This window comes from Flavobacterium lindanitolerans, assembly GCF_002846575.1.
Taxonomy (GTDB): Bacteria; Bacteroidota; Bacteroidia; order Flavobacteriales; family Flavobacteriaceae; genus Flavobacterium; species Flavobacterium lindanitolerans.
This window is the reverse complement of sequence record NZ_PJND01000007.1, coordinates 1593360-1618324: the sequence shown is the minus strand read 5'-3', so window position 1 is coordinate 1618324 and position 24965 is coordinate 1593360. Positions and strand designations below refer to the sequence as shown.

The window sequence follows — 24965 nt, the reverse complement described above, 5'->3', positions numbered from 1 at the left end:
TGTTGGGGATTTTTTTTGCCAAAATTTTGTCAAAAAACTGCAATGAGCCCCTGTTTTTGCGCTCGTTTTTTATATTTGTAAAAAAGCCAAAATCAACTTATGGAATTATACTACTCCTTTTCAGTCCTAATCGTACTCGCATCATTTTTTGCCTATCTCAACATCCGTTTCCTAAAATTGCCCGCCACCATCGGAATCATGATTATTGCCATGATCAGTTCCATATTGCTGGTAGTAACCGGTAATATTTTTCCGGAAACATTTACAAACTTTTCAAAACTATTTTCAGAATTTGATTTTACGGAAGTATTGATGGGTGCCATGCTTAACTTCCTTTTGTTTGCAGGTGCTATTCATGTCAATCTTAAAGATTTGCGTGAACAGCGCGGTCCTGTCATGGTTTTTTCAACGATTAGCGTATTAATATCGGCACTGGCCATCGGACTTATTCTGGACTTTGTTACAGACCTGCTCCATATAGACCTTCCGTTTATTTACTGTTTGCTTTTTGGAGCCCTGATTTCGCCTACAGATCCTATTGCCGTACTCAGCATACTGAAAGACGCCAAAGTTCCAAAATCACTGGAAACAAAAATTGCGGGAGAATCTCTGTTTAATGACGGTGTCGCGGTTGTGGTTTTTGCCGTAATTTTAAAATTGGCACAAGACCCGGCAAGCGACTTTTCATTACCTCACGTTTCATGGCTACTCATAAGAGAAGCTTTGGGTGGATTTATTCTTGGAACGATTTTGGGTATACAGTCCAGCAAAGCCATGCGAAAAGTAGACGATTATAAAGTGTCCGTATTGATTACCTTATCGGTTGTTATGGGCGGTTATCTGATTGCTCAGGCCATGCATATTTCCGGACCATTAACCATGGTTGCAGCAGGAATCATTATTGGAAATTACGGAAAAAAGACAGCTATGTCTGCCACTACCAAAGACTACCTGAATAAATTTTGGGAATTGATTGATGAGATTCTCAACGCTATTCTTTTCCTTTTTATCGGTTTTGAGTTATTGTTAATCCCAAATATCCTAAGCTTCTGGTCTATTGGATTGATTTGTATCTTCATTGTACTACTCTGTCGACTTATATCAATTTGGATTCCAACGAAAATCATTCCTTTTAAAAAGAAATTTGAATCTTCAACCATAAAAATAATGGTATGGGGCGGACTCCGTGGCGGTGTTTCCATCGCCCTGGCACTATCGATTGCTGAAGGACCACATAAAAAAATTATAGTGGCGATTACTTACTTTGTGGTCGTATTTTCTATTATCGTACAAGGACTTACTATTGGAAAACTGGCTAACCGATTACTGCCGAAAGCAAAATCGGCTAACCTATAATAAAAAAAGGAGCTTCAAATGAAGCTCCTTTTTTTATATAGAATCCGGTAATACTTTGCCAGGGTTTAGGATATTATTCGGGTCAAAACAATTTTTAATGTTCTTCATCAATAACAATTGCGTTGGTGAAAAAGCAATATCCATGTAGTTTTTCTGCACATAACCAATACCATGTTCGCCAGACAAGGTTCCTTTGAGCGAAACCGTCAGTTCAAAAATCTCACGGATTCCTTTCGGAATTTCAGTCTTCCAGTCTTCATCAGACATATCACCCTTGACAATATTCACATGGAGGTTGCCATCGCCCGCATGTCCATAACAAACCGACTTAAAGCCATATTTATTTCCGATAGATTTTATACCTTCCAAAAGCCTCGGAAGTTCATATCGTGGCACAACCGTATCTTCTTCCTTATAAACCGAATTCGATTTTACGGCTTCTGCCACCGCTCTTCTCAATTTCCATAATGCATTTTTCTGGTCTTCGGAATCGGCAAAAAGAATTTCATCAATGGCAAATTGTTCCAGAACCTCTGTAATTTTTTCGGCTTCAGAAAACAGCACGTCCGGATAATTTCCATCGACTTCAATCAACAAATGCGCCTCAACCTCATCTTTAATGTTCAGACTGACACCATCAATAAAACGCAATGTCCAGTCAATAGCGTCACGCTCCATAAATTCCAGGGCACTTGGTGTTATTCCGGCCTTAAAAATCTGAGCCACCGCTTCACAAGCCTGGCTGGAATTAAAAAACGGAACAAGCATTAGCACATTATGCGTATTTTTAGGCAACAGCTTCATCACAATTTTGGTAATAACACCTAATGTGCCTTCACTGCCAACCATTAATTGCGTCAGATTATAGCCTGTTGAATTTTTTAGCGTATTCGCTCCTGTCCACACAATCTCTCCTGTTGGCAATACCACTTCAAGGTTCAAAACATAATCTTTGGTTACGCCATACTTTACAGCTCTTGCTCCACCTGCATTTTCGGCAACGTTTCCGCCAATAAAACAGCTACCGCGACTGCTCGGGTCTGGCGGATAAAATAATCCTTTTTCCAGAACGGCTTCCTGCAGCGTCTGCGTTACTACACCCGGCTCAACCATAACCTGAAGATTCTGCTCGTCAATATGAAGGATTTTATTGAAACGTTCCATCGAAAGTCCAATACCCTGATGAATACTCAAAGCGCCACCACTCAATCCTGTTTTACCTCCAATTGGAGTTACGGGAATTTTATAGTCATTAGCCAGCTTTAGGATAGCCGAAATTTCTTCGGCAGAAGCAGGTTTCAGCACTACACCCGGAGGAAAAACATAATCTTCGGTTTCGTCACGCCCATAATTATTTCGGGTTTCTTCATCTAAAAAAAGAAAAGACGGGCCAACAATTTGCTGTAGCCTGCTGATTACTTCTTTGGAAAGCAGTTCGGTTTTCATGATAGCAATTTCAAAATCATTAAGAATTCAAAAATACTATTTATTTGATTGCTTTATAATGTCGCAAAAGGGTTTTTGTCACAAATAAAATTAAGGTTTTTCGGGTCTGGTTCTTTTATAAATAAAATGATCTACGGAGTACTTTCCGCTTCCTGTCACCAGTAAAAGAACATAAATCAGAAGATACAATCCGCCCAGTTCCTGTTTTTCAAAACCGTGCGATCCGTGAATTACGAAAACTGCAAAATACATCGTGATAATCAGCGGAATCGTTACCAGGCGTGTTGCAAATCCGACCAATAGCAATCCCGAACACAAAACTTCGGCAAATACCGCCAATGATAGCGATGCTGCCGGGCCTACTCCCAAAGGATCTGGAAATTCAAACGGCCCACCTGCATAAAGCGTATCAAATTTTTCCACACCATGCACCAGCATAAAGCTGCTCACCGTAGCCCTCACAACAAAAAGCATGATATTGGAAAGATTCTTGTTTTGGGCCGTGCTAAAAATTTTCATCATAATAGCTGTAATTTATGGGTTTCACGCCCTATAAATTTACAAAAAATTAACAAGATAAAAATGGCAGACAGCTTACTTTTTCTTCTTGAGGTTTGGAAGGAATAAGGCAATAATTCCAATCAGTGGCAAATAAGCACAAATTTTATATACCGCTTCAATTCCAATATGGTCTGCTGTATAGCCTAACAAGGCCGACCCAAGCCCGCCCATTCCGAAAGCAAAACCATAAAAAAGGCCGGAAACCATGCCCAGTTTTTTAGGCAATAGTTCTTGTGCATATACCAGAATTGCAGGAAAAGCAGAAGAAATGATGATTCCTATAACCACAGACAAAATACCGGTCCAAAACAAATCGGCATAAGGCAAGAATAACGCAAACGGAGCCGCTCCCAGAACCGAAAACCAGATGACATATTTTCGACCAAACTTATCGCCTAACGGTCCTCCTAACAATGTTCCTAAAGCACAGGAAGCCAAAAACAGGAAAAGGTGGAATTGGGCATCCTGAACAGAGACATTAAATTTTTCAATCAGATAGAACGTAAAATAACTGGACATACTGGCCATGTAGAAAAACTTCGAAAAGATTAATACCAGCAAAATGATGACAGTCAGGACAATCCTGTTTTTTGACAAATCCGGCAAAATGACTTCTATTTTTTTCTTAGCTCTTAAAGTAAGATGATTATCATACCAGCGTGCAATCCTGCCCAGAACTAACAATGCCAGAGTGGCTATTATCACGAAAAACAAAATATAGCGCTGTGAATTTGGCACTACCAGCAACGCCACCAATAAAGGCCCTATAGCGGTACCTGCATTTCCTCCTAATTGAAAAACCGACTGTGCCAGTCCGCGTTTGCCTCCTGAAGCCAGAAATGAAATTCGGGAAGCTTCCGGATGGAAAATGGAGGAACCTATCCCTACCAGAATTACCGAAAGTATGATGACATAAAAATTCGAGGCATAAGACAGCAGGATAATTCCTGATAAGGTAAAAAGCATTCCGTAAATCTGCGAATAAGGCTGTGGCTTTTTGTCTGTATAAAACCCTACAAACGGCTGCAGGATTGAAGCTGCCATCTGATAGGCAAAAGTAATCAGTCCTATCTGCGTAAATGACAGCTTATAGCTTTCTTTTAATATGGGATAAACAGACGGAATGACCGCCTGAAGCAAATCATTCAGCATATGTGCAAAAGCTATAGAGAAAAGAATGGAATAGACCGTTTTTTGCGCTACTTCCTTATTATCCTGAGCTTGAAAATTCAAATCTGTTGCTTTCATATTTTTTTAAAAAGTAATTAAAACCCAATACCAAAAGGCCAATGTTATAAACGAAAGCGGAATACCAATGCCAATCATCATACTGCTGAGCTTAGGTTTGAGCCCATAATTTGAAGCAATGATTGATGCTGTAATCATGGGTGCCATAGCCGACTCCAATATCGCAACATCTGTTTCGATTCCGTTTCCGTTAAAAATTATTTTATATAAGACATAAAAAAATGCCGGAGTAATCATCAGTTTGAAAAACAATCCCAAAACCAAAAAATTCCAATGCCTGCTTTTTTCCTGTATTTTTATCTGTAAACCTACCGCTACAAGGGCTATTGGTGTTACCGTACTTCCCAATCGCTGAAAAACCAATTGTAGGTTTTCATTAAAATCGGCATCCAAGACATTCATCAGCAAAGCTGCAAAAAAGGCCAGAAAAGGAGGAAAAAGCAAAATTTTTGAAACAATTTCTTTGGGATTTGGAGTACCTCTTGAATAGAGCGATGCTACAATAATCCCTAAAGTTGCCATGACTACGAACGTACCGGGCTGGTCTACAATTATAGCCGTTTCCATTCCTTCTTTGCCATATAAAGCCTCTATTACGGGAAAACCAACAAAAGCCGTATTTCCTAAACCACCCATCAGAATAAGGCAACCCACTAATTTTCTCGACCATTTGAAATAACTTCCTAATACCGAAAAAAACAGGAAAGAAAATAAAAAACCCAGCCAGGCTATACCCAATGGAAATAAAAGTTTGGAACTGATTTCAATCTTAGGAATATAGAATAATGCCAGAGCCGGCAATGAGATATAAATCACGAACTGGTTCAATACCTGATGTGAATTCGCCGGGAAATTTTTAGCTCTTTGCAGTACAAATCCTACCAGCAGGCACAAAAACAACAAGATAATACTATCCATTTTTATATTCAAATTACGGAGGTTTAAGACCTATCCCGTCTTTTGTTTTTTTTATTGATGAAAACAGTGCAAATTTACGGCATTACCTACAATTTATCAGTCATCCCGGAATCATAAAAAAAAGCCAAAATATTTGTTAAGAAATAAAATCGTTATAAATTTGTAACATATTTTATTACAGTATGATTTCCGGCAAGTTTGCAATAACGCTTCATATCCTGACCCTTCTGTCTAAGTTTCCTGACGAATATCTTTCCTCAGAATTCCTTGCAGGGAGCATGAACCTGCATCCGGTACTGATTCGAAAAGAAATTGCCAACCTCAAAAAACACAATATTGTAGAAAGCAAAGAAGGAAAAAATGGCGGTACAAAATTATTAAAACCCGCTGCGAAGATTAACCTTGACGACATTTTCAAAATGACTTTTGAAAAAGTGACTTTGGGCTATTCTAAAAATGACCCAAATCCGGATTGTCCGGTTGGAAAAAACATCAATAAAAAATTGGACGAACTATATGAAGATATTAACGATAAAATCATCAAGCAATTAGGTACGATTTCACTGACTGAATTTTCAGATAAGTTCTAGCTATTTTTTTTAAACTAAACTGTAACTTTTTTTATTACTTTTAAAACATATACTATTATGAAAATCGCAATTATTGGAGCCACCGGATTTGTAGGCTCAAAAATTACCGCCGAACTGGCCAACCGTCATCATGAAATAACAGCAATTTCAAGAAACGGGAAAAAATCCGACATCCAAAATGTAAAATATGTTGCAGCAGACATATTCAATATTCAGGAATTGGCGCAAATCTTAAAAGGACATGATGCCGTTGTAAGTGCCTATAATTCCGGATGGACCAACCCGAATATCTATGATGATTTTATAGCAGGTTCTAAAGCGATACAGGAAGCTGTAAAGCTTTCTGATGTAAAAAGATTTGTTACTATTGGAGGAGCCGGAAGCCTTTTTGTAGCTCCCGGGTTACAGGCTGTAGATACTCCCGATTTTCCAAAAGAATACCACGCCGGAGCAAGTGCTGCCCGAGATTATCTCAACATTCTTAAAGAAGAAAAAGAGCTGGACTGGGCCTTTTTTAGCCCGGCTTTTGAAATGCACCAGGGAATCACAACCGGAAGAACCGGTAACTACCGTCTTGGTTTGGATAATCCTGTTTTTGATGAAAACCAGAGAAGCATCTTATCTGCTGAAGATTTGGCTGTTGTCATTGCTGACGAAATTGAAAACCCAAAACATCATCAGGTTCGATTTACGGCTGCCTATTAACACTCCGCAATTCAATACCAAAAACAGTTTCTTTAAGCGCCGTCTTTTTGAAACTGTTTTTGTTTTCATTACTTTTACCTTTCAAAACTGCTATAGTGTCTAAATCCGGTCCACATAAATCTGCGCTAAAAGAAAAAGAAGGAATCAGCCAACCTGAAAGCGTTGGCAAAAACTCAGTTGCCCAAATCATACAATTCCGAAAGAAGCAACCTTCAGCACAAGAATTAATCGACGGGATTTTAAAAGGTGATAAAATTTCATTGAGCCGTGCCATAACTTTGGTGGAAAGCACACAGCCCAAACATCTTGAAAAAGCCAACGAAATCATCCAGGCCTGTCTTCCGCATGCCAATAATTCGGTCAGAATCGGGATTACGGGAGTTCCTGGTGTCGGCAAGAGTACTTTTATTGAAGCCTTTGGCCGTTATCTAACTGCAACCGGTAAAAAAGTGGCCGTATTGGCAGTTGATCCCAGCAGTACCATATCACATGGAAGTATTTTAGGCGACAAAACCCGTATGGAAGAACTCGTCAAGGACGAAAATGCCTACATCAGGCCTTCGGCTTCCGGAGAAACGCTTGGTGGTGTGGCCAGGAAAACGCGTGAAACCATTATTTTATGCGAAGCCTGCGGATTTGACACCATCATTATTGAAACTGTTGGCGTAGGACAAAGCGAAACTGCCGTTCACAGTATGGTAGATTTCTTCCTGCTTTTGAAAATAGCTGGCGCCGGTGATGAACTTCAGGGAATAAAAAGAGGCATTATGGAAATGGCAGATGCCATAGTCATCAACAAAGCAGATGGTGACAACATCAAAAAAGCCAAAATGGCCAAGACCGAATTTAATAGAGCATTGCATCTGTTTCCGGCAAAAAGCTCAGGTTGGCAGCCTAAAGTCACCACTTGCAGCGCTATTACACATGACGGCATTGCCGAAATCTGGGAAATGATTTCAGAATATCTCATATTAACAAAAAGCAATGATTATTTTTTCGAGAGAAGAAAAGACCAAAATCAACATTGGCTTTTGGAAACAATCAACGAACAGTTAAAAAATCACTTTTTTGAGCATCCTGAAATAAAAAATCTATTAGAGGAAAATAAAAAAGCGGTACAAAATAGTGAAGTCTCCCCGTTTGCCGCTGCTCAAAATCTATTACAAATCTATCAAAACAGTAAGAATCTTAAATAAAAAACCGCTCCAAAATAAATTGGAAGCGGCTTTCTTTGTTTGGGGTAAAAAACAATTTAGTTTTCAGCTATCGGTATTGAGATGGTATAGAATTCATCATTTCCCTTAATTTTATACCTTCCTTCACGTAACTTATCTGATCTGAATCCTAAAGACTTTGCTACTTCCTTAGGAATGGTTTGCCCTTTAGGAATAGTATAATAACCACCATCCCTTAACAATACACTACCATGTTCTTCAGTAAGAGCGCTTTTATAAATCTTCATAACAAATAATCCGTCAACATTTTGTGCGCCCACCGGAGTATCACCGTTTGGTAGCGGCATAATTAAATTACGCCAGGTGATCCTCCAAATTTCATGGCAAAAACCGTCTGGCTGACTACAATCTACGTTGTGGGCACCCCAAGCCCGTACAATAAAATAATCGTAGTAAATTCTGGCTGCTGTATCAGGCGTATTCTCAGTTTCCTGCTGATCATCCTTGCTACAGCCTACCATAAGTGCTGTCAAAAATAGTGTTACCACTATCGTTTTTACCCCCATCAACGATACAAATCTGTTTGTTTTTTGTTCGGATTTTTTTAAATCCAGGTTTCTAAAATTCTCCATAATTTGTAATTTAATTATCCCTACTCTTTGATTGGCTTTTCGGGTTACGCCGACTTTAGAGTATATCAATTAAATTGTTTTTTTGTTACCCCTTGATTTTTACATTTTTGGAAAATCAATTAATGTATTAAAAAAAAAACGGCTGTAAAACAGCACTGTTAGCCGCTTTACAACCGTTTTTTATTGGAAGGTTTTATTTTGGATTTATGATTTTGGATGTTATTATACTATATTTTTAACCAAACATATTCTAACAAGCACCAAAAACTATAAACTATCAACTATCCTCTATGAACTATCAACTATTCCTCATATCTCCCCACTTCCCTGTCATAAAACTCATTTGCTTCTGTAATCAGGCCTTCCATTACCTGATTTAATTCTCCTTCATCCAGATCTTCTGCTTCTTCCAGAAACTCAACTTCATCGTCTTTCAGATTAATAATAAACCTTGGATAGTCCATATGGATAACAAAGATATCATCCGGGAAATCAGTATTGTCGCCTAATAAAAATTTTGGTAGTTCCATATTGTTTGGATTTTTGATTTATGATTTCAGATTTATGATTTCAGATTGCTGTTTCGACAGTAGCCTCTTTTATCATTTTTTTTGTGAGATAATTAAAGCGAATATACAAAAATACCGCTGCAACAGTCAAACCTGCCAGAAGACCTATCCATATTCCTGTTGCCTTAAGGTCTGTATGTTTTCCTAAATAGTACGAAACCGGAAACCCTACTACCCAATAGGCGGCAAATGTAATATACATTGGCACTTTTACATCCTGGAGTCCTCTTAATGCTCCTAATACTACTACCTGTATTCCGTCTGAAATCTGGAACACGGCTGCCACCAGTAATAGTTTGGCAGCAATAGCTATTACTTCTTCATTGTCTACAAGCAAGGCGCTGTTTTCCATATTGAGGAACAAATGCGGTAAGAATTGATGGAAAAGTACAAATCCTATTGCAAATACTACCTCAATGATAATTGCCAGAAGAAAAATCGAACGGGCAACTACCAGCAGTTTTTTATAGTCTTTCAATCCTTTCTGGTTGCTCACACGAATCATGGCGGTTACGCTCAATCCCATCGCAAACATAAAAGTTGCCGAAGCTAAACTTAAAGCAATCTGGTTGGCGGCCTGGCTGATTTTACCCAAAGACCCCGAAAGCCAGATAGCAGCTGTGAAAAGTGCTACCTCAAAAAACATCTGCATGGCCGAAGGCAATCCAAGACCGATGATTTTTTTAAGCATGGATTTTTTAAGTTCCTGAAAACTGAAATTTTGGAAATAGGCTGTCAGCTTTTCATTTTTAGATAAAATGATGTGCATAAACACCACCATCATAATTCTGGAAATAACTGTTCCAAGCGCCGCGCCAATAATACCCATACGCGGAAAAAACCATATTCCATATATGAGCAGGTAGTTCAACACCACGTGCACAACATTAGCCATAATAATGGCATACATCGAATATTTTGTCATTGAAAGCCCGTCTGCAAATTGTTTGTATCCCTGGTAAATAACCATCGGGATTAAAGAAAAAGCGACCCAATCAATATAAGGCTTTGCCAAAGCAATAACCTCATCCGGTTGCCCCATATAATACATTAGCGGCTTTGCCAATACGATAACGCCAAACAATGTGAGTCCTAAGATGCCACACAAAAATAAACCGTGGTGAAAAGCCGACCTTATCTTTATATTATCCTTTTCTGCATCAGCCTGCGCAATAATAGGCGTAATGGCTGTCGAGAAACCAATACCTAAGGAAATTGCAATAAAAATAAAGCTGTTTCCAAGTGAAACGGCAGCTAATTCGGCAGCACCCAATTTGCCTACCATTATATTATCGACTATTCCTATTAGTGTATGGCCAAGCATACCCAAAATAATAGGGTAAGCTAATTTCAGGTTATATGAAAATTCTTTGGTGTATTGTTGTAAGTTCACGATTGTGTAGAAAATTGTGTGGCAAAGATAGCACCATATCCTACAATTCCACACTTTTAAAAATATTTAATTTTTTTAGGAAAAATTTCACAAATATTACAATTCACTTGCAATCAAAGCCTTATCAGGATGTTAACCTTTTAACAATACTTTAAAAATTAACATTTGGAGGAGTGGCGTTATTATTGTTAAATTTATAGTAATAACTTTTAAAACCTGATCTATGAAAATTTTGAAATCAATTACCGGCTTATTTTTACTTTGCTCTACGGTTCTAACGACAGCTACTATGTCGGCCCAGGAAACCACTTCTGCAATTGGCGCTACTGAAAATTATGACCAAGGGTTTCGTTTAGGGTTTGGAATTAACGGAGGTTTTATTTTTGATGACCCTTATGATTTTTCATTAGGAGCCGATGCCAGAATCCAGTATGACCTGAATCAAAGGTATTCGATTACGTTTACTACCGGATTTACCAATTTGTTTATAGGAGATGATATTCCTGACTTGGGTTTCATTCCTGCCAAAGCCGGTTTTAAAGCTTTTGTTTGGGAAAATCGTTTTTATGTGCTTGGCGAACTTGGAGCCGCCATTCCTGTAACTAATGATTATGATAAGACCAGCTTATTATTATCACCTGGAATTGGTTATGCCAATAAATACTTTGATGCCAGCATTCGTTATGAATACTACAATGATTTTCCAAGAGAAAATGGCGAAGGAGTCGGCCAATTGGCATTACGTCTGGCCTACGGATTTAGACTTTAATTTTTTATATAAAAAAAGCCTTGAATTATCAAGGCTTTTTTATTTTTAGTGTTCATTGGTCAGTTCGTTTTTATAAAACGACATATTGTCTTTGACCTTGTCTTCCAATTCAGGATATTTTATGTCTTTGTGCTGTGACAAAACGTCCCATATTACTTTTGCCAAAAGCAAACGACAGGCATCCTTATCGTCTGCCGGTATTACATACCAAGGTGCTTTTTCTTTAGATGTTTCATTAATGGCTTCTTCATAATAGCGTTGATAATCATCCCAGAAACCTCTTTCTTTTAAATCGCCGGGCGAAAATTTCCAGTTGTGCTTTTCTTTTTCAAGTCGCCTTAAAAGACGCTGTCTTTGTTCTTCCTTGCTCAAATGCAGGAAAAACTTCAAAACAATCGTTCCATTTTCAGCTATATGATTCTCGAAATGGGCTATTTGCTTCATTCGCTTTTTCCAAAAATCTTTCGGAATATCTTCAACAGCTTCAATTCCAGGCAGATTTTCGTTTAGGATATATTCCGGATGGACCCGCGTGACCAGAACATTTTCATAATGTGTCCTGTTAAACACCGCAAACTTTCCTTTTTCAGGCAAAGCAATATAATGTCTCCATAAATAGTCGTGTTCCAGTTCGGCAGAAGTAGGCGTTTTAAAACTATGCACCACTACTCCCCTTGGATTAAATTCCCTAAAAACTTCCCGAATCAGGCTGTCCTTGCCGGAAGTGTCCATTCCCTGAAGACAAACCAGAACACTGTAACGGTTATGGGCGTACATTTTATCCTGCAAATCACTTAAGGCTTCACGCGTCTCATCAAGAGCATCCTTTATTTCGTCTTTTGTAGCTTTGAGGTCTATAAACGTAGGCAGGTCTGATAGTTTTGTTGGGCCGGTAATTTTGAAATCGTCTGTATTTATCGTTCTCATAGGATATTATTTTACATAAATGTATATATTTATCCTAAGAATCCGCGTTCTAACTGTAAATTTATTTCCAAACCACATTTTCAATACTTCTTCAAAGAAACATAGACCATGCAAAAATTTAAGCTTGAATTATTATTTCAGATTATCGGAATAGGTTCCGCCTCAGGATTAGTTTTTAGAGACAATTCGCTTTTCATAATTTCCGATAACAGTAGTGTGCTCTATGAATACAATATGGATAGTAAAAGTCTGGAATCGCACAAAATCATAGAAATGCCAACAGGCACACCTGCTGAAAATATTCCTAAAGCCCAAAAGCCCGATTTTGAATCTATTACCGGCTTTGGAGAAGATTGCTATATTTTTGGTTCCGGTTCTACCGAAAACCGAAACAGGATGATACATTTTGATGTAGACAAAAAGGAAAAAATTAAAGAAACCGATTTGACCGACCTCTATCTGGTCATGCAAAGTTTTGGAAATACAAAACCGGAAGATTTTAATATTGAAGGTGCTGTTTACAATGGCGAAAACTGGTTTCTTTTCAATCGTGGCAACGGTGCTTCCGGTAAAAACGGAATTTTTACCATTGGCGGAAATAACCTGACAGATGATTTTTCTGTTTTATATAATTCTTATAAACTGCCCAAAATAAAGAGTATACAGAGTTCTTTTACAGATGCCGTTCGCGTTGATGGAAAAATTTACTTTTTAGCAACTGTCGAAAATACCAAGTCAACTTATGATGACGGAGCTGTTCTTGGAACATTTATTGGCAGACTGGACATTGAAAAAATGAAAATTGATTTTACCCAAAAGATAACCGACACCCACAAATTTGAAGGACTGACGGTTTACAAAGAAAACGACAAGACCATTGAATTTTTGCTTTGTGAGGATAAAGACAATGACGATTTGAAGTCGGATATATATAAGCTTACTTTGGATAAGTGATATTAGATTTCAGATTTTAGATTTTAGATTTTAGATTTTAGGTAGGTATAAATCATAAATCTTATATCATAAATCCTACATCATAAATCAAAAATTTTTCCACCTCATTCCAACCTTTTTATCTTTTTCTCTCTCTATACAGGAAAGACATTTATTGTGATAGACGAAAAACTAATTACAGCCTGCAGAAAAATGCAACGGGACGCACAGCGTCAGGTGTATGAGCTTTTGGCTCCTAAGCTGTACCGGACTTGCAAGCGGTACCTGAAAAAAGAGGAAGAAATAGAAGAAGCGTTGGCCGATGCTTTTTACACTATTTTCACGAAAATCGATCAATTGAAGGAAGTCCGGGCTTTTGAAGCCTGGGCCAGAAAAATTGCGGTCAATCAATGCTTACTGTCGCTTAAGAAAAACATCAACTTCAACATGTATCTTGACGACGTGAAAATCATTTCACAGCCGATTACAAATCACATGACCGATCTGGAGGAAGAAGATCTGCTTAACCTATTGAATTTTATTCCCGAAGGATGCCGAACCATTTTCAACCTTTTTGCCATTGAGGGCTATTCTCACAAAGAAATTGCCAAAACGCTTGATATTTCAGAAGGAACGTCTAAATCACAACTGAATGTCGCGAAGACCAAACTAAAAGAACTGGTCAATAACCTTTATTATCAAAAAGCAAAATAGTGATGGAAAATCAAGATAAAATATTCGAACAATTCAAAGATGCCTCAAAAAAGGCAGAGACGAAAGACTTTCCGGCTATGGAAAAAGTCTGGAACCGTGTTGAAGAAAAGCTGGATAAGAAAGATGATAAAAAAACAATAGCGCTTTGGAAAAAAATCGGGATTGCTGCTTCGCTTCTTTTGTTCTTTTCTTTAGGCTATCAATTTCTAAAAACAGACGAAACTACAATCGATACTCCAAAAAATCCTGTAGTAACTCAGGAAAAAGAAAACACGATTTCTAATTCTGAAAAAGAAGCCGTTGTTGACAATTCTGATATTACTGTAAAACCTGAAAAGACAGAAACTAAAACTTCTAAAATTATTAAAAGTAAGGCTGTCAGTATAAAAACAGATGCTGTGGCAGTTGCTGAAGACACCAAAGAAAAAGAGGAAGTCTATAGTAAAGCTACAGAAATAGCCGGGGTAGAAATAACACAGGCCAAGCCAAAAGCAGAAACACTTAAAGAGGCAAAAATTATTGTTGCCGAAACTAAAACCGATCCGGTTACAAATGAAAAAACTGTAATAGGAACCGTAGTTGACGGTCAAAATTTGCCTTTGCCTGGCGTTAATGTAGTTGTTAAAGGAACAACCCGCGGCACACAAACTGATTATGACGGAAAATATAGCATTGCGGTTAATCCTAACGAACAACTGGCTTTCTCTTTTGTGGGCTATAAATCAACAACTGTTCCCGTTAAAGATCAATCCAGATTGGATATTGCACTATCAGAAAGCTCCGAAATGCTTAGCGAAGTAATTGTAACCGCATATACTTCTACAAAAAGAACAAAATCATCAGCCGCAGTAAAACCAATTGAATCAGGACGTAAATCTAAAAAAGAAGCTGCATTGGATCCATCAGGTTCTTTTGCAAACGGACATATAGCTCAAAATAATTCAACGGATAACAAACTTTATAGAGATGGAGACAAAAACGGTAATCCTACTATCCAATCGTTACAAGGGGCAGTTGCCGGTTTGAACATAGGTACCGGAAGCGGACAACCCGGCGGAGACACCTCTATTGTTATTAGAGGTAATGGATCTGTTAATGACAATAATGAGCCATTGTATATTGTAGATGGCATGCCTGTGGATGAAGAAGGTTTCAGAAAGCTCACTCAAAACAATATTGAAGAAATCACTGTTTTAAAAGATGCTTCGGCAACAGCTATTTATGGCAATAGGGGTATTAATGGAGTAATCGTAATTAAGACTAAAAATGGTACTAATCAAAAACTTTCTAAAAGAGAATTAAGAAAAAAACTTCGGGAATTAAAACAAAAGAAAAATACCGAAGTTTATAGAACGGATGAACATACAGAAGACTATAATCCGTTTGTTGAAAATCCGTTTGAAAATCCTAAGAGCGAACCGCTTTCTACTTTTTCGATTGACGTGGATAATGCCTCTTATACCAATATACGCCGATTTATAAATAATGGTCAGGAAGTACCAAAAAATGCTGTACGAGTTGAAGAAATGGTCAACTTCTTTAAATACAGTTATGAACAGCCAAAAGGAGAAGATCCGTTTTCTATACAAACAGAATACAGCGATGCACCATGGAATCCGAAACACAAATTATTGAAAATAGGGTTGCAGGGAAAAATTATCCCTACTGAAAAGCTACCAGCTTCCAATTTAGTTTTTTTGATTGATGTTTCCGGCTCTATGGATGAAGAGAACAAGTTGCCATTGCTAAAACAGTCACTAAAGATTCTGGTTAATGAACTGAGAAAAGAGGATAAGGTTTCTATTGTAGTGTATGCCGGAGCTGCCGGAATGGTTTTACCTCCTACTTCCGGAGACGACAAAAAGACCATTATTGATGCTTTAGAGAAACTAAATGCTGGTGGCAGTACGGCTGGAGGTGAAGGAATTGAGTTGGCGTATAAAACAGCACAGGAAAATTTTATCAAAAACGGAAACAACAGGGTTATTCTGGCAACAGACGGTGATTTTAATGTTGGAAAATCATCCAATGCCGACATGGAAACGCTTATCGAAGAAAAAAGGAAATCGGGTGTTTTCCTTACCTGCCTGGGTTATGGCATGGGAAATTATAAAGACAGTAAAATGCAGACCCTGGCCAATAAAGGAAACGGGAACCATGCGTATATCGACAATATTCAGGAAGCCAACCGCTTTTTAGGAAAAGAATTCAAGGGTACGCTTTTCGCCATTGCCAAAGATGTAAAAATCCAAATTGAGTTTAATCCAAAACACGTTCAGTCTTATCGCCTGATTGGTTATGAAAAACGAAAATTAAAAACCGAAGATTTTACCAATGATGCTATTGATGCCGGCGAATTAGGAAGCGGCCACACCGTTACGGCTTTATATGAAATTATTCCTGTTGGAGTAAACAGTGAGTTTGCCGGTAAAACACCCGACTTAAAATACACTAACGCCCAGGAAAACAATACATCCTACAATGATGAGCTGGCAACCATAAAATTCCGGTACAAAAAACCTGATGGTGAAAAAAGTATTGAATTGACAAATGTTGTCGGGAATAAATCTATCCCATTGAATGCCGCTTCTAATGATTTTAAATTTTCTGCCGCAGTTGCATGGTTTGGATTAAAATTAAGAGATTCAAACCTGATTCCGAATAAATCTTTAAACGACATCAAAAAATTGGCAAAAGAAGGATTATCTAATGATGAGGAAGGCTATAAGGCCGAGTTTATCCGATTGGTGGATAGCGTAAAATAAAGCAAGATGAAAAAGTATATTTATATAATCGTACTGTTAATTTCGCCACTTGCATTTGGCCAGAAACAAAATGAAATCGGATGCACAAAATACGCTGCCATGTCTGCCAAAACCAATTTTGAAAATGACCTTAAAAGTAATAGCATTACTATTCATCTTCGTGGCGGAATTGTTTCTGTAATCAAAAAAGAAGATTTAGCGTTTCAGGAAAAATACGGCATCCGTTATCATGATTCGGGTTGTGTAGCCACAAGAGATTTTGATTATTACAAACTGTACAATCATCATGTATTTACCTATTTGTCGGGGAAATTTGGAGAAGACTGGAAGAAAGAACTAAATACCAGCGCTTGGCATAGAGTAGTAAAATAAAAAAACCGATAGCTGGGCTATCGGTTTTTTTATTATTATTTCTCAATTTCTCTAAGGCTCTCCATCTTTTTATGGGCCAGGAATCCGGTAATATCCTCAAAATGTTCCTTCACTCTTTTGTTTCCAAATTCAAATACTTTTGTGGCCAGTCCGTCAAGAAAATCACGGTCGTGGGATACCAGAATCAAGGTTCCGTCAAAATCGCGAAGCGCATCCTTGATAATATCTTTTGTTTTCATATCGAGGTGGTTGGATGGCTCATCCAGAATCAAAAGGTTTACCGGTTCCAGCAATAGTTTAATCATCGCCAGACGTGTTTTTTCACCTCCCGAAAGCACTTTTACTTTTTTAGTCGTATCATCACCGCTAAACATAAAAGCGCCCAGAATATTTTTAATCTGTGTACGGATTTCACCAACGGCTATGCTGTCAATAGTTTCAAAAATAGTAGCGTTTTCGTCTAATAAAGAAGCCTGGTTTTGGGCGAAATAGCCAATTTGCGCATTGTGCCCTATTTCAACCGCACCGCTGTCTATGCCAATTTCCTTCATGATTGCCTTAATCATGGTTGATTTTCCTTCCCCATTTTTTCCCACAAAGGCTACCTTCTCTCCTCTTTCAATTACGATATTGGCATCTTTAAACACCACATGGTCGCCATATGATTTCGACAAATCCTTAACGACTACAGGATATTGTCCGGAACGTACGGATGGGGGGAATTTCAATCGCAAAGCAGAATTATCAACCTCATCAACCTCAACAGGCACTAATTTTTCAAGCATTTTCACACGCGATTGTACCTGTAATGTTTTGGAATAGGTTCCTTTAAAACGCTCGATGAATTCCATATTTTCTGCAATCATCTTCTGCTGTTCTTCATAAGCTTTCAGCTGATGTGCTCTTCTGTCTTTTCTCAATTCCAGATATTGGGAATACTTGGCTTTATAGTCATAAATCCTTCCCATTGTTACTTCAATCGTACGGTTGGTGATATTATCGACAAAAGCCCTGTCGTGCGAAATGACCACTACTGCTTTTGCAGAATTGATAAGAAAATCTTCCAACCATTGGATAGATTCGATATCCATGTGGTTTGTAGGCTCATCCAGCAATATCAAATCCGGTTTTTGCAATAATATTTTAGCCAGTTCGATACGCATTCTCCAACCTCCTGAAAATTCAGAAGTCAGGCGTGTGAAATCTTCTCTTACGAAGCCTAATCCCATCAGGATTTTCTCCACTTCCGCTTCGTAATTGATTTCTTCAATGGCATAATATTTCTCGCTCAAATCAGAAACCCTTTCAATGAGTTTCATATAATCATCAGACTCGTAATCGGTACGGATTGTCAGTTGTTCGTTCAGTTCGTCGATTTCAGCCTTCATCTTAAAGATTCCGCTAAACGCTTTTGAAGTTTCCTCCATAACCGTTGTTTCATCTTTAGTGAGTAAATGTTGCGGAAGATAGGCAATCACAGCATCTTTTGGTGCAGAGATATTTCCTCCGGACGGTTTGTTTTGGCCCGCTATTATTTTTAGAAGCGTTGATTTTCCGGCTCCATTTTTACCCATAAGGGCTATTTTGTCATTTTCATTTATGGAAAAAGTAACATCGCTGAAAAGCGTAGTGCCTCCAAACTGTACTGAAATATCGTTTACTGTAATCATCTGATATGCTATGAAATTGATTGCTAAATCCGCCTCCCGGATTTTTGAAGGTGCAAAGATAACGCAATTAAGGAATTAGGCAATCTGAAAAAACTGGTAATACTGATAGAGAATTCAAAATTAATTGACTTATATTTATAGTAAAGATTTTACTAATGTCTAAAACTACACCTTTTTATACGCGGCTTGCCCATGTTCTGGTTTCTATCATCGGCTTGTTCTATCTCGCTATTATTGGAGAGACCCTACTGGCACCTCTTATTTTTGCTTTTTTATTTTCTTTATTACTACTACCTTTTGCTAACTTTTTAGAAAAACGCTGGAAGTTTCCCCGTTCGTTATCATCGGCTACCGTATTGCTTGCTTTGGTACTCGCCATCACATCCATAGCCTATCTGCTTTTGAATCAATTGAGCGACCTGACCAATGACCTTCCGGCCTTTAAAGAACAGCTTTTGGCCACATCTACTACTTTGCAGGATTGGATTTCAGACACTTTTAATATTGACAATCACGAACAAATCAGTTATATCAATTCTGCCACGACAGAGGCTTTAAGCAAAGGAACCTCTATATTGGGACAGACCTTATTGTCTGTTTCGTCGGTTATGCTTTTTTTGGTATTTATTTTTTTATATACCTTTTTTATATTGCTCCACCGCCGGTTATTACTCACTTTTTTGGTTTCGTTATTCAAGGAAAAACACTCTGCCGTTGTGTATGATGTTGTTTTCAACATACAATATATTGTCAAGAAATATATAGTCGGACTCTTTCTCCAAATGCTGATTGTTTCTGTATTGGCATGTACCGCTTTTGAAATTATCGGAATAAAATATGCTTTCTTATTAGGACTGATTACAGGAATTTTTAATGTCATTCCATATATTGGCATACTGACTTCGCTGATACTTACCGTCCTGCTGACATTTTCAACGATGAATTCTACGTCTGTACTGCTGGTTATTTTCAGTGTCTTTCTGATTCATTTGATTGACAGCAATTATGTCATGCCAAAGATTGTAGGTTCCAAAGTAAAGATAAACACACTTACTGCGTTACTCGGTTTGGTTTTGGGAGAATTAATCTGGGGGATTAAAGGAATGTTTTTATCCATCCCGATTATCGCTATTTTTAAGGTCATTTTTGACCGGGTCGACGGACTGAAACCTTGGGGCTATGTTTTGGGAGAAGATGACAGCACTCCGAAAATTCCCGTTACGGAAACTGAACAAGCCATCATTGAAAAAATGGAAGAACCCGAATAGTTAGCTATTCGGGTTCTTTATTTCATACCAGGCTTGCGAAATGCCGTCCTCATCAAAGAAATTTACAAAGTGTAATCCTGCTTTTTCGAGTACTTTTCGGGAAGCGAAATTATCAAAATCAGCGTAGGCATTGATTTTTTCCAGCTTCATTTCATTAAAGCCAAAATCAACAAAAGCTTTTGCCGTTTCACAGGCGTAGCCTTTGCCCCAATGCTTTTCTATAAAACGGTAGCCTAAATCATAATAGGTGTCGTGTCCGTTGACATTCTTATTCAATTTCAAACCGGACCAGCCAATAAATTCACCTGTTTCTTTTAAGATTACGGCCCAACGCCCAATTCCATTTTCCAGATATTGCTGACGGATATTTGCAATTGCTTCACGAACCTGCTCAATATCTGTAACCGGATTTTTTCCAAGATAGGTATGAACTGCCGGATTGGAATCCAGTTCAAAGATACCCACATCGTCTGAAGGCTGCAGCTCCCTCAGGAGCAATCTTTCGGTTTCTATAGAAGTCCTCATATCCGATTATTAAAGGTTCATTTTGAAATCCGTAATTATCGGGTCGGCTTTTCCATATTTTGATTCATCAATAAAAATCTCAACAGCAATACTGCCTCCTGTTCCCAGAACAATTGCAGACTGGTTGTTATTTCGCATTAATGTTTCAATACCTGCTTCTTCCAGTTTTGTTTTTAAAGCTATTGCCAAAATCTCATCTCCTGAGAATACTTTCATTAGTCCCATTTCTGTTTTTTTTAGTTGTGTTATTCTGTTTCTTCTTCCTCTTCCCAATCATCCATCTCAAAAAACAGAGGCTCGACCATTGTCCGGTCTGCAAAGCTATCCACTCTTTCTGTGATATTTTCTGAAAAATAAATTCTTTGTGTTTTGCCCATTGACTCTGAAATCCTTGCCAGTTTGGTATCAAAACGCAACCTCAGCAAATCATCAGTATCTTCAATAATGAACATTTTCAAGCGGTTGACATCAAATCCTGCTGATGAAAACATATCGCTCAAACGGTTTGGCGTTCCAATCAAAACATCGATTCCCAGAGAAATCTGGTTTTTATCAAAATCAATATCGCCTTTGTCATGAACACCATACACACGAAGATCTGTATAGTTGCCTAATTTTTCGAAAAGCTGTTTCATTTCCAGCATTTTCTCTTTGCTTTCAACAACAATCAGGGCTCTGGGAGATTCCTCAAATGCTTTTTCAAGTCGTTGGATTACATTGATGACCAATGTCGTCGTTTTTCCTGATTTTTCCGGTGCAATAATGACGCAATCAGCACCACTCTTTATGGTTGAAAAAGTTTCCTGCTGCATTTCGTTGGCCTCAACAAGTCCGTTTTCAACCAAAGCTATTTGAAGCTTTTCGTTTATTTTTTTTAATTTCATCTTATATTGTATAACGTCCTGAATGCATTCCCAGGGAAGCTGTTATTTGCTGGCAAAAAGCTTTACATCTGTTTCGGAAATTTCGTTTCCGCCAAGAATAATCAAGCGTTCCACAACGTTTCTTAATTCCCTGATGTTTCCTGTCCAATCATATTCTTTCAAAAGTGCTATGGCTTCATCAGAAAACTGTTTAGGTGCATTTCCCTGTTCAGCTGCTATTTTTTCAGTGAAATGGTGTATTAATAAAGGTATGTCATCGCGCCTGTCATTTAACGCGGGTACTTTAATCAGAATAACGGCCAATCTGTGGTATAAATCTTCACGAAAACGGCCTTCCTCGATTTCTTTTTTCAAATCTTTATTGGTAGCGGCAACCACTCTCACATCTACCTTAATATCTTTATCGGCACCTACCCTCGTGATCATGTTTTCCTGTAAGGCACGCAATACTTTGGCCTGGGCAGAAAGGCTCATATCTCCTATTTCATCAAGGAAGATGGTTCCTTTATCTGCTGCTTCAAATTTCCCTGCCCTGTCTTTTACGGCAGAAGTAAAGGCTCCTTTAACATGCCCAAACAATTCGCTTTCAATTAATTCCGAAGGAATCGCAGCACAGTTTACTTCAATTAAAGGTGCTGCAGAACGTTCGCTTCTTTCATGAAGCTGGTGTGCTACCAGTTCTTTTCCGGTTCCGTTTGGCCCGGTAATCAGAACCCTTGCATCGGTCTGGGCTACTTTTTCAATAATCTGCTTGATATGGTTGATGGCTTCGCTGTCGCCAATCATCTCATAATTCTTGCTTACTTTTTTCTTCAATATTTTGTTTTCAACAACAAGCTTCTTTTTGTCAAGCGCATTGCGAACGGTATTCAAAAGCCTGTTCAAATCCGGCGGTTTTGAAATATAATCAAAAGCCCCGAGACGCATCGTATTGATGGCCGTTTCCAAATCACCATGTCCGGAAATCATCACCATTGGAATTTCAGGCTTGATTTTCTTTACGGCTTCGAGAACTTCGACACCGTCCATTTTAGGCATTTTGATATCGCAAAGCACCAGGTCATAATCATCATTCTTGATTTTTTCAAGTCCTTGCTGGCCGTCTTCGGCTTCCTCAACAACATACGAATCATTTTCTTCAGAAAGAATCTTCACGAGTACTCTCCTGATTGCTGCTTCGTCTTCTATAATCAATATTTTGGGCATATCTTAATCTTTTACTTTGCGTTTAATATTTAAGCCATTTGTAAAGTTCTTTCCAGGTAGGTTTTTTGCCATACATCAGAATACCAATTCTATAAATTTTTGAAGCAAACCACACCACCAAAAAGAACGTTCCGAACAGCAATACCAGAGAAACCACTATTTGCCACCACGGCACGCCAAAAGGAATTCGCATCAGCATGACAATTGGCGAGGTAAGCGGAATGAATGAGAATACGGTGGCTACGGTTCCATGAGGGTCGTTTAGTACGCTAAAGAAACCTACATAAACACCAAGCATTAATGGAAGGATGATTGGCAAAAGGAATTGTTGCGAATCGGTTTCATTGTCAACGGCAGCACCAATTGCTGCATAAATGGAGCTGTATAAAAAGTAACCTCCAATAAAATAAACGATAAACGAAACCAGCAATGTTACTATTGGCAGATTTCTAAATTCATTGACATAAAGCTGCATATTGCCAGAAATTCCCTCATTAGCCGTCGCCATCATTTCAGGAGACATTGATGAAGATGCCCCTATATTAATACCTAGAAATACCGAAACGACAAACAACAATATTCCTCCAAGTAATGCCCAGATTACAAATTGCAGTACGCCCGCCAAAGAAGTTCCAATAATTTTACCCAACATTAGCTTGAACGGCTTTACAGATGAAATAATAATTTCAATAATACGATTGGTTTTTTCTTCGATAACGCTTCTCATCACCATATTTCCGTAAATAATGATGAACATCATAATAAGGTAACCAAAAGCGGCTCCTATAAAAATCTTGATTTCGTTGAGTCCTTTTACCGTTTCCTCACCCGATGCTTTTGCAAGGCTAATGTCCACCTGTGCTTCGGCATTTCTGATGGCCAATGTATCGAGATTGGCCTTTTCAAAATTAGATTTTGTGAGTTTTTGGGCAATAATGCTTTCCAAATCGTCTATATAGGAAAGACTTGGACTGTCATTAGAAATATACTGTATTTTTTTGGACAGTTCTTTATTGTCATCCACTTTCGGAATATACAAAACAGCCTCATATTTTTCGGCCATAATACTGTCTTTCAATACTTTTAAATCGACATTGGAACGGTCAAGATAATGGTATTCGTCTGAATTCTTGAATTCCTTGACAAAAAGATTGGATTCATCATGGATTGCGATTTCCTTGACATCTGACTTCATCGTACTCAGATAGGCTACAAATGCCACAAGCCCTACCATAAGCAAAGGGCTCAGGAAAGTCATGACGATAAATGATTTGTTACGAACCTTTGCAACAAATTCTCTTTTTATGATTAGTGATAATACGCTCATTTTAGATTTTAGATTTCCGATTTATGATTTAGTGATTTTTGGCATGATATAATGCTTTCAAACCGCAACTATTTATCGCTTACTGTTTGGATAAAAATATCGTTAACGCTTGGTATTTTTTCCACGAAATGTGTCACCTGACCCATCTGCGTCAGGATATTCAACAATTCATTAGGTGAAGAATCTCCAATCTGTACTTCCAGTTTTAAATCGTCATTGAGTGTCTTGAAGCTGGTCTGTCCAACAGTAAATTTCTGAGTGAGCTGATACATCAATCCTTCTACATTTGAAGTCATAATCCCTACCTGGAAACTATTGGTTCTGTATTCTTTCTTGACGTCATGCAGTTTTCCCTCAATCAGTTTATTGGATCGGTGAATCAAGGCAATATCATCACAAAGCTCTTCCACGCTTTCCATTCTGTGAGTAGAAAAGATAATTGTAGAACCCTGTTTTTTCAGTTCCAGGATTTCGTCCTTTATCAGATTGGCATTCACAGGATCGAAACCGCTAAAAGGTTCATCAAAAATCAAAAGTTTGGGTTTGTGCAGAACGGTTACTACAAATTGGATTTTTTGAGCCATTCCTTTTGAGAGTTCCTGAATTTTTTTATTCCACCAACCCTGAATTTCAAGTCGGTCAAACCAATAATCCAGCTGCTTTTTGGCTTCCGCTTTTGAAAGTCCTTTCAACTGGGCAAGATAAAGTGCCTGTTCGCCAACCTTCATAGTTTTGTACAAACCTCTTTCCTCCGGCATGTATCCAATATGCTGAACGTGTTCCGGCTTTAATTGTTCCCCATCCAAAAAAACAGTGCCGCTATCCGGCATTGTTATTTGATTGATAATTCGGATTAGCGAGGTTTTTCCAGCGCCATTAGGACCAAGAAGTCCGTATATGCTCCCTTTAGGAACCTGTAGCGAAACATTGTTTAAGGCAGTATAATCGCCATATTGCTTGACTACATTTTTAACTTCAAGTATGTTACTCATTATGTTTTTTTGGATTTATT

The 24965-nt window shown here is 38.2% G+C and carries 25 protein-coding genes; 10 read left to right on the top strand and 15 right to left on the bottom strand.

Features of this window, described 5'->3' with window-relative positions; all coding sequences use genetic code 11:
• The first annotated feature begins 99 nt into the window (after positions 1–99).
• Positions 100–1356 carry a cation:proton antiporter gene (locus tag B0G92_RS06975; protein WP_101471564.1) on the top strand — a complete coding sequence of 419 codons (1257 nt, stop codon included), beginning with the start codon at positions 100–102 and terminating at the stop codon, positions 1354–1356.
• Between the two features lie 33 nt (positions 1357–1389).
• On the opposite strand, the gene B0G92_RS06970 is transcribed toward B0G92_RS06975, so the two are convergent.
• The 4 genes from B0G92_RS06970 to B0G92_RS06955 form a co-directional block, all read right to left on the bottom strand.
• On the bottom strand, positions 1390–2802 hold the full coding sequence (locus tag B0G92_RS06970; RefSeq protein ID WP_101471563.1) for an FAD-binding oxidoreductase: 1413 nt from the start codon (positions 2800–2802) through the stop codon (positions 1390–1392).
• A gap of 90 nt (positions 2803–2892) precedes the next feature.
• Entirely contained in the window at positions 2893–3324 is a 432-nt protein-coding gene (locus B0G92_RS06965) for a DoxX family protein (protein WP_101471562.1), read from the bottom strand.
• A gap of 72 nt (positions 3325–3396) precedes the next feature.
• Positions 3397–4611 carry an MFS transporter gene (locus B0G92_RS06960; RefSeq protein WP_101471561.1) on the bottom strand — a complete coding sequence of 405 codons (1215 nt, stop codon included), beginning with the start codon at positions 4609–4611 and terminating at the stop codon, positions 3397–3399.
• 6 nt (positions 4612–4617) lie between these two features.
• Complete coding sequence (locus B0G92_RS06955) at positions 4618–5529, bottom strand: AEC family transporter (RefSeq protein WP_056069760.1); 912 nt, start codon at positions 5527–5529, stop codon at positions 4618–4620.
• A gap of 182 nt (positions 5530–5711) precedes the next feature.
• Here B0G92_RS06955 and B0G92_RS06950 point away from each other — a divergent pair, with 182 nt between their 5' ends.
• From B0G92_RS06950 to meaB, 3 genes are all read left to right on the top strand, one after another.
• On the top strand, positions 5712–6119 hold the full coding sequence (locus B0G92_RS06950) for an Rrf2 family transcriptional regulator (RefSeq protein WP_101471560.1): 408 nt from the start codon (positions 5712–5714) through the stop codon (positions 6117–6119).
• Between the two features lie 57 nt (positions 6120–6176).
• On the top strand, positions 6177–6824 hold the full coding sequence (locus tag B0G92_RS06945) for an NAD(P)-dependent oxidoreductase (protein ID WP_101471559.1): 648 nt from the start codon (positions 6177–6179) through the stop codon (positions 6822–6824).
• A 95-nt stretch (positions 6825–6919) separates the two neighbouring features.
• On the top strand, positions 6920–8020 hold the full coding sequence (meaB, locus tag B0G92_RS06940) for a methylmalonyl Co-A mutase-associated GTPase MeaB (RefSeq protein ID WP_180326410.1): 1101 nt from the start codon (positions 6920–6922) through the stop codon (positions 8018–8020).
• A 56-nt stretch (positions 8021–8076) separates the two neighbouring features.
• Here meaB and B0G92_RS06935 read toward each other — a convergent pair whose 3' ends face one another.
• From B0G92_RS06935 to B0G92_RS06925, 3 genes are all read right to left on the bottom strand, one after another.
• The gene (locus B0G92_RS06935) at positions 8077–8631 is read right to left on the bottom strand and encodes a hypothetical protein (protein WP_101471558.1); all 555 of its coding nucleotides are present in this window, start codon (positions 8629–8631) and stop codon (positions 8077–8079) included.
• 302 nt (positions 8632–8933) lie between these two features.
• Positions 8934–9161: a hypothetical protein gene (locus B0G92_RS06930; protein WP_056069751.1), complete on the bottom strand. Its 228-nt coding sequence runs from the start codon at positions 9159–9161 to the stop codon at positions 8934–8936.
• Positions 9162–9201: 40 nt separating this feature from the next.
• Positions 9202–10593 carry an MATE family efflux transporter gene (locus B0G92_RS06925; protein ID WP_101471557.1) on the bottom strand — a complete coding sequence of 464 codons (1392 nt, stop codon included), beginning with the start codon at positions 10591–10593 and terminating at the stop codon, positions 9202–9204.
• Positions 10594–10816: 223 nt separating this feature from the next.
• On the opposite strand from B0G92_RS06925, the gene B0G92_RS06920 reads away from it, so the two are divergent.
• Complete coding sequence (locus tag B0G92_RS06920) at positions 10817–11362, top strand: hypothetical protein (RefSeq protein WP_056069745.1); 546 nt, start codon at positions 10817–10819, stop codon at positions 11360–11362.
• A 45-nt stretch (positions 11363–11407) separates the two neighbouring features.
• Here the strand turns inward: B0G92_RS06920 and B0G92_RS06915 are convergent, their stop codons facing one another.
• Positions 11408–12289: a PPK2 family polyphosphate kinase gene (locus B0G92_RS06915; RefSeq protein ID WP_101471556.1), complete on the bottom strand. Its 882-nt coding sequence runs from the start codon at positions 12287–12289 to the stop codon at positions 11408–11410.
• Positions 12290–12397: 108 nt separating this feature from the next.
• Between B0G92_RS06915 and B0G92_RS06910 the strand changes: the two genes are divergently transcribed.
• The 4 genes from B0G92_RS06910 to B0G92_RS06895 all read left to right on the top strand — a co-directional run bounded on the left by B0G92_RS06910 (position 12398) and on the right by B0G92_RS06895 (position 17073).
• Complete coding sequence (locus B0G92_RS06910; protein WP_101471555.1) at positions 12398–13243, top strand: DUF6929 family protein; 846 nt, start codon at positions 12398–12400, stop codon at positions 13241–13243.
• A gap of 192 nt (positions 13244–13435) precedes the next feature.
• Complete coding sequence (locus B0G92_RS06905; RefSeq protein ID WP_056071381.1) at positions 13436–13936, top strand: RNA polymerase sigma factor; 501 nt, start codon at positions 13436–13438, stop codon at positions 13934–13936.
• A 566-nt stretch (positions 13937–14502) separates the two neighbouring features.
• Complete coding sequence (locus B0G92_RS06900; protein ID WP_425432910.1) at positions 14503–16701, top strand: vWA domain-containing protein; 2199 nt, start codon at positions 14503–14505, stop codon at positions 16699–16701.
• A 6-nt stretch (positions 16702–16707) separates the two neighbouring features.
• Positions 16708–17073: an FEKKY domain-containing protein gene (locus B0G92_RS06895; RefSeq protein ID WP_101471553.1), complete on the top strand. Its 366-nt coding sequence runs from the start codon at positions 16708–16710 to the stop codon at positions 17071–17073.
• Positions 17074–17108: 35 nt separating this feature from the next.
• Here B0G92_RS06895 and B0G92_RS06890 read toward each other — a convergent pair whose 3' ends face one another.
• The gene (locus B0G92_RS06890; RefSeq protein WP_101471552.1) at positions 17109–18743 is read right to left on the bottom strand and encodes an ABC-F family ATP-binding cassette domain-containing protein; all 1635 of its coding nucleotides are present in this window, start codon (positions 18741–18743) and stop codon (positions 17109–17111) included.
• 155 nt (positions 18744–18898) lie between these two features.
• Between B0G92_RS06890 and B0G92_RS06885 the strand changes: the two genes are divergently transcribed.
• Positions 18899–20011 carry an AI-2E family transporter gene (locus tag B0G92_RS06885; protein ID WP_101471551.1) on the top strand — a complete coding sequence of 371 codons (1113 nt, stop codon included), beginning with the start codon at positions 18899–18901 and terminating at the stop codon, positions 20009–20011.
• Here the strand turns inward: B0G92_RS06885 and B0G92_RS06880 are convergent, their stop codons facing one another.
• From B0G92_RS06880 to B0G92_RS06855, 6 genes are all read right to left on the bottom strand, one after another.
• On the bottom strand, positions 20012–20536 hold the full coding sequence (locus B0G92_RS06880; RefSeq protein WP_101471550.1) for a GNAT family N-acetyltransferase: 525 nt from the start codon (positions 20534–20536) through the stop codon (positions 20012–20014).
• Between the two features lie 9 nt (positions 20537–20545).
• A complete protein-coding gene (locus B0G92_RS06875; RefSeq protein WP_056071373.1) occupies positions 20546–20761 on the bottom strand; it encodes a putative signal transducing protein in 216 nt (71 codons plus the stop codon).
• 20 nt (positions 20762–20781) lie between these two features.
• Complete coding sequence (locus tag B0G92_RS06870) at positions 20782–21420, bottom strand: DEAD/DEAH box helicase (RefSeq protein ID WP_101471549.1); 639 nt, start codon at positions 21418–21420, stop codon at positions 20782–20784.
• A 42-nt stretch (positions 21421–21462) separates the two neighbouring features.
• Positions 21463–22626, bottom strand: coding sequence for a sigma-54-dependent transcriptional regulator (locus B0G92_RS06865; RefSeq protein WP_056069722.1), 1164 nt, complete (start codon positions 22624–22626; stop codon positions 21463–21465).
• A gap of 22 nt (positions 22627–22648) precedes the next feature.
• Positions 22649–23953, bottom strand: coding sequence for an ABC transporter permease (locus tag B0G92_RS06860; RefSeq protein ID WP_101471548.1), 1305 nt, complete (start codon positions 23951–23953; stop codon positions 22649–22651).
• A gap of 68 nt (positions 23954–24021) precedes the next feature.
• The gene (locus tag B0G92_RS06855; RefSeq protein ID WP_101471547.1) at positions 24022–24945 is read right to left on the bottom strand and encodes an ABC transporter ATP-binding protein; all 924 of its coding nucleotides are present in this window, start codon (positions 24943–24945) and stop codon (positions 24022–24024) included.
• Between the last annotated feature and the right edge of the window lie 20 nt (positions 24946–24965).